At 72.4% G+C, this 10,072-nt stretch carries 10 protein-coding genes; 4 read left to right on the forward strand and 6 right to left on the reverse strand.

What is annotated here, in order from left to right:
* Window positions 1-53: 53 nt before the first annotated feature.
* Window positions 54-884 (forward strand): helix-turn-helix domain-containing protein, encoded by an 831-nt coding sequence (locus CHF15_RS41790; protein WP_089229183.1) that lies wholly within the window; start codon window positions 54-56, stop codon window positions 882-884.
* On the opposite strand, the gene CHF15_RS41795 is transcribed toward CHF15_RS41790, so the two are convergent.
* Window positions 850-1,227: a nuclear transport factor 2 family protein gene (locus CHF15_RS41795; protein WP_089229184.1), complete on the reverse strand. Its 378-nt coding sequence runs from the start codon at window positions 1,225-1,227 to the stop codon at window positions 850-852. The two genes, CHF15_RS41790 and CHF15_RS41795, sit on opposite strands and share 35 nt — an antisense overlap.
* Before the next feature lie 204 nt (window positions 1,228-1,431).
* Window positions 1,432-2,277, reverse strand: a complete 846-nt coding sequence (locus CHF15_RS41800) for an alpha/beta fold hydrolase (RefSeq protein WP_179280228.1) — start codon at window positions 2,275-2,277, stop codon at window positions 1,432-1,434.
* A gap of 431 nt (window positions 2,278-2,708) precedes the next feature.
* Between CHF15_RS41800 and CHF15_RS41805 the strand changes: the two genes are divergently transcribed.
* Window positions 2,709-3,473 carry an alpha/beta hydrolase family protein gene (locus CHF15_RS41805; protein WP_089229186.1) on the forward strand — a complete coding sequence of 255 codons (765 nt, stop codon included), beginning with the start codon at window positions 2,709-2,711 and terminating at the stop codon, window positions 3,471-3,473.
* 227 nt (window positions 3,474-3,700) lie between these two features.
* Window positions 3,701-5,092: an FAD-binding oxidoreductase gene (locus tag CHF15_RS41810; RefSeq protein ID WP_089229187.1), complete on the forward strand. Its 1,392-nt coding sequence runs from the start codon at window positions 3,701-3,703 to the stop codon at window positions 5,090-5,092.
* Window positions 5,093-5,096: 4 nt separating this feature from the next.
* On the opposite strand, the gene CHF15_RS41815 is transcribed toward CHF15_RS41810, so the two are convergent.
* The 3 genes from CHF15_RS41815 to CHF15_RS41825 form a co-directional block, all read right to left on the reverse strand.
* Entirely contained in the window at window positions 5,097-5,651 is a 555-nt protein-coding gene (locus CHF15_RS41815) for an HPP family protein (protein WP_089229188.1), read from the reverse strand.
* 229 nt (window positions 5,652-5,880) lie between these two features.
* Entirely contained in the window at window positions 5,881-7,146 is a 1,266-nt protein-coding gene (locus CHF15_RS41820) for an MFS transporter (protein WP_089229189.1), read from the reverse strand.
* Window positions 7,147-7,240: 94 nt separating this feature from the next.
* Entirely contained in the window at window positions 7,241-8,617 is a 1,377-nt protein-coding gene (locus tag CHF15_RS41825; protein ID WP_089229190.1) for a GH1 family beta-glucosidase, read from the reverse strand.
* 90 nt (window positions 8,618-8,707) lie between these two features.
* Between CHF15_RS41825 and CHF15_RS41830 the strand changes: the two genes are divergently transcribed.
* Window positions 8,708-9,340 carry a TetR/AcrR family transcriptional regulator gene (locus CHF15_RS41830; protein ID WP_089229193.1) on the forward strand — a complete coding sequence of 211 codons (633 nt, stop codon included), beginning with the start codon at window positions 8,708-8,710 and terminating at the stop codon, window positions 9,338-9,340.
* A 71-nt stretch (window positions 9,341-9,411) separates the two neighbouring features.
* Here CHF15_RS41830 and CHF15_RS41835 read toward each other — a convergent pair.
* On the reverse strand, window positions 9,412-10,072 hold a 661-nt coding region (locus CHF15_RS41835), incomplete at its 5' end, for an electron transfer flavoprotein subunit alpha/FixB family protein (protein ID WP_089226711.1).

Here is a 10,072-nt window from a genome sequence, read left to right on the forward strand (position 1 = left end):
GTTCGGCTGACCGACCGCGGCCCCGGGTCCCGCACCTGGGTTACGGTCGGGGCATGACGACGACCACGGCCGGTGTGGGGGCACTGCTGCGCGGCTGGCGCGAGCGGCGCCGGATCAGCCAGCTGGAACTCGCCCTGCGCGCGGACAGTTCGGCCCGGCACATCAGTTTCGTCGAGACCGGCCGCTCGCGCCCCAGCCAGGCCATGGTCCTGCGGCTCGCCGAGCACCTCGACGTACCCGTCAGGGAACGCAACGCCCTGCTCGTCGCGGCCGGTTACGCCCCCGCGTACCCGGAGACGCCGCTGGGCGACCCCGCGATGCACCCGCTGCGCGAGAGCCTCGACCGGCTCCTGGCGGCCTACGAGCCGTACCCGGCACTGGTCCTGGACGGCATGTACGACGTCGTCGCCGCCAACCAGGGCGTGGGCGCCCTGCTCGAGGGCGTCGCCCCGCACCTGCTGCGGCCGCCGCTCAACGCCATGCGCGTCACATTGCACCCTGAGGGCATGGCCCCGCGGATCCGCAACTTCCGCCAATGGCGCGGGCACCTGCTGGAACGCATCGAGCGTCAGATCACGATGACCGGGCACGGGCCGCTGCGCGCCCTGTACGAGGAGCTGACCGCCTATCCCGCGCCGCCCGCCCACCCCGAGGAGCCCGCCGCCTCCGACGACACCGAGGGGATCTTCCCCTTCGCCCTGCCGATGCGGGTCGGGCACGGCGGCCGGGTGCTGTCGTTCATCTCCACGGCCACCACGTTCAACACCCCGATGGACGTGACGGTCTCCGAGCTGGCGATCGAGACCTTCCTGCCCGCCGACCCGGAGACCGCCGCCGCCCTCCGGTCCCTCACGCCGCGGGCAGCCGGTCCAGGAAGCCGCTGACCGAGCGGATCCGGCCGTCCTCCGCGAGCGTGATCACGTCGGAGCCCGCGATCGGCGCCGCCCCGGGCTCCGCGCCCGCGGGCCGCAGCTCCCAGGCGAAGCGCGCCACGTCGTGGTGCCCGTCCACCTCCCCCACCGGCGTGAACACGAACCCGGGGAACCGCTCCCCCACCCCGGCGATCAGCGCCTCGATCCCCTCGTGCCCGCCCACCCGTGCCAGCGGGTCGGTGTACGTACCGTCCTCCACCCACGCGGCGGCCACCGCCTTCCCCCTCGCCTCCGCGCCGCTGTTCCACGCCTCGAAGTAGCGGGCGACGGCGGCCTCGTACCGGTTCTGCGACATCACGGTCCTCCTCGTCCGGGCAGTCTGGCCCGGGCGGACGGGGTGGAGTGCGCCACCCCGTCCGCCCGGTACGACCACCCTGCCGGGGGCGCCGGGCGGGGTCGATTACGCGGGGGGTAATGGCGCACCGGCGTGCGCGTGCCTCCCCGCGCAGGTCGGAGAACGCCGGCGCGGGAGGGCCGTTCCGCGCGTGACGGGGGACCGCTATGCGGCGAGCGTCGCCAGCGTCTGCTCGGGCGCGGCCAGAATCGAGAAGTGGCCTTGGCCGGGATGGACGTGAAGGCGGGCCCCGGGTATCGCGGCGGCGAAGCGGCGGCCGTGCTGGAGCGGGACGGTGGTGTCGGCGTCGCCGTGGTGGATCCACGTGGGCACCCTGATCGATTCGAGGTCGAAACCCCAGGGTCGGGTCAGCACCCGCAGATCCTGCGCGACTCCCCGGCTGCCGTGGTGGAACGCCTCCAGGTAGTTGGTCAGGAAGGCCGCGCGTTCGTCCGGCTGGGCCAGGGCGCGCCGGTCGCAGGCAGGCATCTCGCTGGCCGCCAGACGGAAAAACAGCCCTGGTGCCCGGCGCGCCAGCGTGGCCAGGCGGCCCATGAACCAGCCGCCGAAGGCCGGAGCATGCCGGGCGATCCGCAAGGACGCGCGCTGCCCGGCCGCCATGCCGCAGGTGGGCCAGCCGGGCGGACCGAGGGGCGCGATGAGCAGCAGGCTGCGGACACGGTCGGGCAGCTCGGACGCACAGGCGGCCGCGAACGCTCCGCCGCCCGAGACGCCGAGCAGCGCCACCGAACCGATGCCCAAGGTGTCCAGGACCAGGGTGGCTTCCGCAGCCCAGTCCACGACCCGTGTCAGGCGACGGGCGTCAGTGCCGCCGATGCCGGGGCGATCCGGGGTGATGAAGCGCAGTCCGAGTGCGTCGGCCGCGCCCGCGAAGCCGTACACGGCCAGCCGGGAGTCGGCCAGCCCGTGGCAGAGCAGCACGGCAGGCGCGTCGGGCTCCCCCAGCACCTCGACCGCGATCACACCGCCGTCGGCTCGACGCAGCTCCACCCTCCTATCGTCTCTCGTGACCTGGATCTGAGCGCTGCCCGATCGGCTTGTCGGGCGAAACGGTGCGGGGGGCAAGGCGCCCGGTCCGACGGGTACGCTGCGACCGGTCATTCGTCGTCCAGCGGCCCAGGACTCCGTACGCGGGTTCGCCCCGATGCGGAACCCCGGTTCGAATCCGGGCGATGACCACCCGCTGGACGTATCGATCAGGAGCGTTGTCCAGTCGCCCGGGCTTGGCCAAGGGTCAGCAAAGACTCGGGCGAGCCGATGATCGATCTGTTAGCTTCGGTCGCGCGTGACGTCGTCCGAGGAGGTGAGACCCATGAACGCGGTATCTCTGTGGGTGCTCCCCCTGCCGTCACGGTCTGGCGACTGACATAGGTGTCGCCGGGAGCGCCTCGTCAACAAGGCACTCCCGAAAGGCAACACCCATGGACTCTCTGCAGTTCACCGCCGAGTCGTCGTCGAACGGCGTGATCGAGCGCGACTTCATCATGGACCGGGTCCCCGGCGTCCTCTGGTCACCGGCTTCCGGTGCCGACCTCGCGCCCCTGGTCCTGATGGGACACGGCGGCGGCAACCACAAGAAACACCCGGCGATGTCCGGCCGCGCCCAGCGTCTGGTGACCGGCTGCGGCTTCCACGTGGCCGTCCTCGACGCACCCGGTCACGGTGACCGGCCGCGCACGGAGCACGACGAAGCGGAGATCGCCGAACTGTTCCGGGCGAGGGCGGCCGGCGAGCCGGAAGGCCCGATCGTCGTCCGCTACAACGACTACTTGGCGGCGCTCGCCGTGCCCGAGTACCGGGCGCTTCTGGACGCCCTCCAGGCGCTTCCGGAAATCGGCGCCGACGGGCCGGTCGGCTACTGGGGCATCAACATGGGCACTGCGATCGGCGTGCCGTTCGTGGCAACCGAACCCCGCATCACGGCCGCGGTCTTCGGCCAGCACTGGCCCGACGTCCTGGCCGAGAAGGCACAGCGGATCACCATCCCGATCGAGTTCGATCTGCAGTGGGACGACGAGCACATCTCTCGCGAGGAGGGTCTCGCGTTGTTCGACGCCTTCGCCTCGAAGGAGAAGTCGCTGCACGTGAACTCCGGCAGGCACAAGGAGCTGCCCCGCTTCGAGGCCGACAGCGCGGTCCGCTTCTTCGCCCGACACCTTGGCGAAGCGGTCACCGCGTCTGCGTGACGTGCGCGGTTGCGGCGTCCGGCGTACCGGCCGGGCGCCGCGACCGCGGCCTCGGGTCGAGCGGGTCCCGGGGGCCGCGCTGCTCCCGTCCGGCGGTCTCGCGATCCGGGATGCAGGAGTCCATCCCGTGGTCTTTACTCAGCGGTAATTGGGAGTCCACGCGGCTCCTCTTTACCATTTGCATGCAATCGTTCCAGTTGTGACGAAAAGTCGCACTGGAGGCAACGATGACCGATCTTCCATTCGAACGGGACGTCAGGAAGCTGGCGTCCGCCGTCTCGGGCCCCGTACTGGTGCCTGGGGACGAGGGATACGCCGGGGAATGTTCGGGGGCGAACCTCGCGGTGGCGCACCGTCCGCAGGTGGTCGTGGGTGCGGCCACCGAGGGTGATGTACAGGCCGCTGTGCGGTTCGCCCGGGAACACGCGCTGCCGGTGGGCGTGCTGGCCACCGGGCACGGCCCGTCGCTGTCCGTGGACAAGGGGGTGCTCATCACCACGCGGCGGCTGGACGGAGTGCGCGTCGACGCCGGCGCCCGGACGGCGCACGTGGGGGCGGGGGCCCTGTGGGGTCCGGTGGTCGACGCGGCGGCCCTGGTGGGTCTCGCGCCGCTGGTGGGCTCGTCGCCGTCGGTCGGCGTGGTCGGCTACACCCTGGGCGGCGGACTGAGCATCAGCATGGCCCGGGCCCACGGCTGGGCCGCCGATCACGTGCGGGCCATGGACGTGGTCACCGCCGACGGAGAGCTGCGGCGCGCCACACCGCACGAGGAGCCGGACCTCTACTGGGCCCTGCTGGGCGGCAAGAGCAACTTCGGCGTCGTGACCGCCATGGAGTTCACGCTGTTCCCCGTGACCCGGCTCTACGCGGGCAACCTCTACTACGCCGCGGAGCACGCGGGGCAAGTCCTGGACTCCTACCGGGACTTCACGGCGAGCGCGCCCGACGAGGTCACATCCTCCTTCGCCCTGATGCGGATGCCGGACGCGCCCTTTCTCCCGGCCTTCATGCGCGGCACCCTGACGGTGAACGTCCGCGTCTCCTGCGTCGCACCGCCCGCCGAGGGCGCCCGGCTCGTCGAGCCGCTGCGGTACGCGGCACCGCTGCTCGCGGACACGGTGACGGACATGCCCTACGCGGACTGCCTGGGCATCATCCCCGGGGGCGGCGAACCCTGGGCCGCCGTCGAGCACTTCGCCCTGCTCGACGATCTGACCCCGCAGGCCGTCGAGGCCGTCCTCGACACCGCCGGCCCGGACGCCGTGACACGGATCGACATCGTCGACATACGCCACCTCGGCGGCGCACTGGCCGAGCCGCCCGCGTCCCCCAACGCCGTCGGCAACCGGGACGCCGGCTTCGCGGTGCTGACGCTGACCTTCACGGCGCCCGCCGAGGCGGCGCGAAGTGCCGCCTCGGGCACGGAACTCACCGAGCGGCTGGCGCCCCGGCCGGGCGACCGCAGGCACCCCACCTTCCTGTCCCACGCTGACGCGGTCGAGGAACGGACGCCGGCGGCGTACTCCCCGGAGACCTACCGGCGGCTGCGGACGGTGAAGGCGCGGTACGACCCGGACAACGTGTTCCGGTTCAACCACAACATCCCCGCGGCTGGTTGAGCCCTCACCACCACGCCGTGGGGTAGACCTCGCGCCTCAGCCGGGCGGAGACCATCTGCACCGCGACGAGAAGCAGCGCGCCGGCCGCCAGCAGGGGGACGAAGTGGGTGGCGGACGGGGTGGTGAGCATGATCATGACCGCGGTAGCCATGGCGGGCGGGTGGGGCGTCTTGAGCAGCAGCACGAGTCCGCAGGCGATCCCGCAGCCCACGACGGCGGCCCAGGGGCCGTGCCAGCCGAGGGCGAGCACGCCGAAGCAGACGAGGCAGGAGAGCATGTGGCCGCCGATGACGTGGCGGGGCTGGGCGAGCGGGGATTCGGGGGTCGCGGTGACAATCGCCATCGTGGCCGCGAGCGGGGGCACCAGCACCGTCTGGTGGGTGAGCGTGCCCAGGGCCACCAGTACGGCCAGTCCGACCGAGGTCGTCACGGCCGCCGAGGCGATCGTGCGCGGGGGCAGCCGCGGCAGGTGGTGCTTGCCCCGGCGCTTCGGCGTCGGCTCCGCCTCGGGGGGTGCGACGTCGGCGGTCCTGGTCGTCCCGGACGCCTCAGTCGCCATCGGGGTGACCGGTCTCGGGACATGACGGGGCACAGGCCCCCTGGGCACGCGGAATCAGCATGGGGACTCCTCGGGACATCCCCGTATCCGGCCCACGGCGGCTCTTCCGTGACGACGGGGATCACGCCCTCGATCGTCGCGTCGGCGCGCGGGCCGCGTCCAAGACCGCATTCCTATCGCTTGATCGAAGGCCTCTATCGATCCGGCCCGACGGGACGTCCGGAGAGCCCTAACGGACCCCGCGCACCTTGCCGATCAACAGGCCGCCGAGCAGCGTGACGAGCGCGGTCGCGAGGTACAGGCCGGTGTAGCCGCCGAGATGGGCGATGACGGGGGCGGCGACGGCCGGGGCGAGCACCTGGGGGCCGGAGTTGGCGATGTTGATGACGCCGAGGTCCTTGGCGCGGTGCTCGGCGGCCGGGAGGACCTGGGTCACCAGGGCCTGGTCCACGGCCAGGTAGATGCCGAAGCCGGCGCCCAGCACCGCGGCGGCGGCCATGGCGGCGGGCCAGGTGTGGACGCAGGCCAGCAGCACCGCGCCCAGGGCCATGACGACGGCGCAGAGCCGTACGAAGCCCTTGCGGCGGCCCGCCCGGTCGGAGAGCACGCCCACCGGGACGGCGGTGAGCGCCGCGCAGAGGGTGTAGATCAGGGTGAGGACCAGTACGCCGGTGTCGGGGTCGTCGAGGCGGACCGAGTCGGTGAGGTAGTAGAGCAGGTAGAGCGTGCCCATCGCGTTGCCCAGGTTGATCAGGAAGCGGGTCAGCCAGGCCCCGCCGAAGTCCGGGTGGCGGCGCGGGCTCACCCACAGGCCGGCGACCAGGCGCCGCGGGTCGAGGGGCGGCCGCAGCTCGCGGGGCAGCGGGGGTTCGCCGAAGCGGAGCACGAAGGGCAGCGCGAGGACGACGGTCAGCAGGGCGATCGTCGCGTAGCCGGAGGCGACCCCGGTGACCGCCATGGTGGTGACGACGGCGCCGATGACCAGGCCGAGGGACTGGGTGATGCCGGTCCACCCGGAGACCTCGGCGCGCTGGGCGACGGGCACCCGGTCGGCGATGGGCGTGGTGACGCCTGCGAGCATGGCGTTGAGCCCGGCCTGGGCGAGGCACCAGCCGAGGGCCACGCCGAGAACGGTGTGCTGACCGGCCGTCACCAGCAGTCCGGCCGCCCCGGCCAGCGCGCCGCCGAGGATCCACGGCCGGCGGCGCCCGAAGCGTGAGACCGTCCGGTCGGAGAGGGCACCGGCCAGGGGGTTGGCGACCATGGCGACCAGGGCGCCGGCACCGGTCACCCAGGACAGGGCCGTGTGCTTCCCCGCCGGGTCGATGTGCTCCAGCTGCAGCGGCAGCAGGATCTGGATCGGGGTCATGAAGGCCATGAAGACGGCCAGCGTGGCCAGGCTGAGCAGGGCGGTCCAGGCCGGACGGACCCGTACGACCGGCTCGCCCGACGTGGTGTCCGAGGTGTGGGTGGCGTCCTCACCGGTGTGGCGCATGCGGTTCCCCCTGCAGCACCCGAGAACATGAGGTCATCTCATGTTCGCGCGAGTGTAGTGCCGGGCCGTGCGGGCGCCAAGGGATCCGGACGGATCAGGGCGCGGTGCGGCGCGCCTGCGCGATGTGCTCCCGGTACCAGTGGTAGGAGGCCTTCGGCGTCCGCCGCCCGGTCTCGTAGTCGACGTGGACAAGCCCGAACCGCTGGTGGTAGCCCTCGGCCCATTCGAAGTTGTCCAGCAGCGACCAGGTGAAGTAGCCGCGGACGTCGACCCCGCGGGCGTGCGCGGTCTCGACGGCCTCGATGTGGGTGCGCAGGTAGTCGATGCGGGCCTCGTCGCGGATCTCCCCGCTCTCCGACGGGCGGTCGGTCTGGGAGCAGCCGTTCTCGGTGATCCAGACGGGCGGGAGCGCGGCCCCGTAGCGCGCGTCGAGACCGGTGAGCAGTTCGGTGAGGCCGTCCGGCACCACCGGCCAGCCGAAGGCGGTGCGCGGGTACGGGCGGCCCGGGACGGCGGCGTCCGGTTCCAGGATCTCGAAGGGCAGGCCCGCCTCCGCCGTGGGGGCCGCGATCCACGTGGGGTTGTAGTAGTTGACGCCCAGGCCGTCGAGGGGTGCGGCGACCACGGCGAGGTCGCCCTCGCGGACGACGCCGCCCCACGTCGGGTCGGTCAGTCCGTACGCGGACAGGTCGGGGTAGCCGCCGAGCAGCAGCGGGTCGGTGAACAGCCTGTTGTGCAGGGCGTCGTAGGCCGCGGCGGCGGCGTGGTCGGCGTCGGTGGCGCCCTCGGGGGTGCGCACCGGGGTGCAGTTGTTGGCGATCAGCACCTGCGCGGGGGCCGGCGCGTGGGCGCGCAGCGCGGCGGTGGCGAGCCCGTGCCCGAGCAGTTGGTGGTGGGCGACGGGCAGCGCCTCCAGCATCAGCGCGCGGCCGGGGGCGTGGGTGCCGAAGGCGTAGCCGAAGACCATGTGGACGAACGGCTCGTTGAGGGTGATCCAGCGCGTGACCCGGTCGCCCAGGCGTGCGGCGACGACGGCCGCGTACTCGGCGAAGTGACGGGCCGTGTCCCGGTTCAGCCAGCCGCCCTCGTCCTCAAGCGCCTGCGGGAGGTCCCAGTGGAAGAGGGTGGGCGTGGGGGTGATGCCGGCCGCGAGGAGCTCGTCCACCAGGCGGTCGTAGAAGCCGAGTCCGCGCGGTTCGACGCGTCCCCGGCCCTCCGGCAGGACGCGCGGCCAGGAGACGGAGAAGCGGTAGGAGTCGAGCCCGAGGTCCTTCATCAGCGCCACGTCCTCGGAGTGGCGGTGGTAGTGGTCGCAGGCGATCTCACCGGTGTGGCCGTCGCGGATCGCGCCGGGCCGGGCGCTGAAGGTGTCCCAGACCGACGCCCCCTTGCCGTCCTCGGCGACGGCGCCCTCGATCTGGTACGCGGCGGTGGAGGCACCCCAGCTGAAAGAGACCGGAAGCGGGGACATGGGGATCCTCTCCTCTGCCGTACGCGAAGAACATGAGGAATGCTCATGTTGGGCCTCGCCAACGTACACCCGATCCGGCAGAGTGGGACCATGCAGGCACCCACCGATCCGTCCGGTCCCCTCCGCCGCCGCCCCGTGCAGCAGCGCAGCCGGGAACGTTTCGACCGGATCCTGGACGCCTGCGCACGGCTGCTGGACGAGGTCGGCTACACGGCGCTCACCACCAAGGAGGTGGCCCGGCGCGCGGAGGTCCCGATCGGGACGCTGTACCAGTTCTTCCCCGGCGTCGACGGGCTGCTGGGCGCCCTGGCCGAACGGAACCTGGGGCACTTCGCCCACCGGCTGACCCGCCGGGTGGAGGCCGAACGCCCCCGGCACATCGGGGCGATGGTGGACCTGGCGATCGAGGAGTACGTCGCGATGCGCCGTGCCGTACCGGGCTTCGGCGTGGTGGACTTCGGTGCGATCGGCCGCGAGGACCCGCGCAGCATCCACCTCCTGGACGCGGCGCTCGAGAACAACGCGGCCGTCGCCGACCGGCTCTGGTTCCTCGTCGGGGGGCTGCTCGGCGACGGGGACCAGGCCGCCGCACGCGTCCGGCTGCACGTCGCCCTCGAGTCCGCCGACGCGGTACTGCGGCTCGCTTTCCGCCGGGACCCCGAGGGCGATCCGGTGCTCATCGCCGAGTGCAAGCGACTGCTGCGCGGCTACCTGGGCGATTGACGGACACAGCGGAGCCCCGTGGTGCCGGTGGGGGCGTCACGGGGCTCCGGTCGGTCGGTGGTGCCGCGGGGTCAGCCCTTGCGGGCGGTGACCTCCTCCGTCAACTGCGGCACCACGGCGAACAGGTCACCGACCACGCCGTAGTCGACCAACTCGAAGATCGGCGCCTCCGGGTCCTTGTTGACCGCCACGATCGTCTTCGACGTCTGCATCCCCGCCCGGTGCTGAATCGCACCCGAGATACCCGCCGCCACATACAACTGCGGCGACACCGACTTACCCGTCTGACCCACCTGATTCGTATGCGGATACCAGCCCGCATCCACCGCAGCACGCGAAGCACCCACCGCCGCACCCAGCGAGTCCGCCAGCGCCTCGATCACCGCGAAGCTCTCCGCACCACCCACACCACGACCACCCGACACCACGATCGCCGCCTCGGTCAGCTCCGGACGACCCGTCGCCTCCCGCGCCGTACGCGACACCACCTTCGTGCCCGTGGCCAGCGCACCGAACTCCACCGCAAGCGCCTCCACGGTGCCCGCCGCCGCGGCAGCCTCCACCGGCGCCGAGTTCGGCTTCACCGTGATCACCGGCGTGCCCGTCGTAACCCGCGACCTCGTCGTGAACGACGCCGCGAACGCCGACTGCGTGGCCACCGGACCCTCAGGACCCGCCTCGACATCCACCGCGTCCGTGATGATCCCCGAACCCAGCCGCAACGCCAGCCGC

The sequence above is a fragment of the Actinacidiphila glaucinigra genome (assembly GCF_900188405.1).
GTDB classification, from domain to species: domain Bacteria; phylum Actinomycetota; class Actinomycetes; order Streptomycetales; family Streptomycetaceae; genus Actinacidiphila; species Actinacidiphila glaucinigra.

Bases quoted from the DNA above. Each gene is read 5' to 3' on its own strand.
- CHF15_RS41790 (WP_089229183.1), top strand. From the start codon at position 54: ATGACGACGACCACGGCCGGTGTGGGGGCACTGCTGCGCGGCTGGCGC.
- CHF15_RS41795 (WP_089229184.1), bottom strand. From the start codon at position 1,227: ATGTCGCAGAACCGGTACGAGGCCGCCGTCGCCCGCTACTTCGAGGCG.
- CHF15_RS41805 (WP_089229186.1), top strand. From the start codon at position 2,709: ATGGACTCTCTGCAGTTCACCGCCGAGTCGTCGTCGAACGGCGTGATC.
- CHF15_RS41810 (WP_089229187.1), top strand. From the start codon at position 3,701: ATGACCGATCTTCCATTCGAACGGGACGTCAGGAAGCTGGCGTCCGCC.
- CHF15_RS41815 (WP_089229188.1), bottom strand. From the start codon at position 5,651: ATGGCGACTGAGGCGTCCGGGACGACCAGGACCGCCGACGTCGCACCC.
- CHF15_RS41820 (WP_089229189.1), bottom strand. From the start codon at position 7,146: ATGCGCCACACCGGTGAGGACGCCACCCACACCTCGGACACCACGTCG.
- CHF15_RS41825 (WP_089229190.1), bottom strand. From the start codon at position 8,617: ATGTCCCCGCTTCCGGTCTCTTTCAGCTGGGGTGCCTCCACCGCCGCG.
- CHF15_RS41830 (WP_089229193.1), top strand. From the start codon at position 8,708: ATGCAGGCACCCACCGATCCGTCCGGTCCCCTCCGCCGCCGCCCCGTG.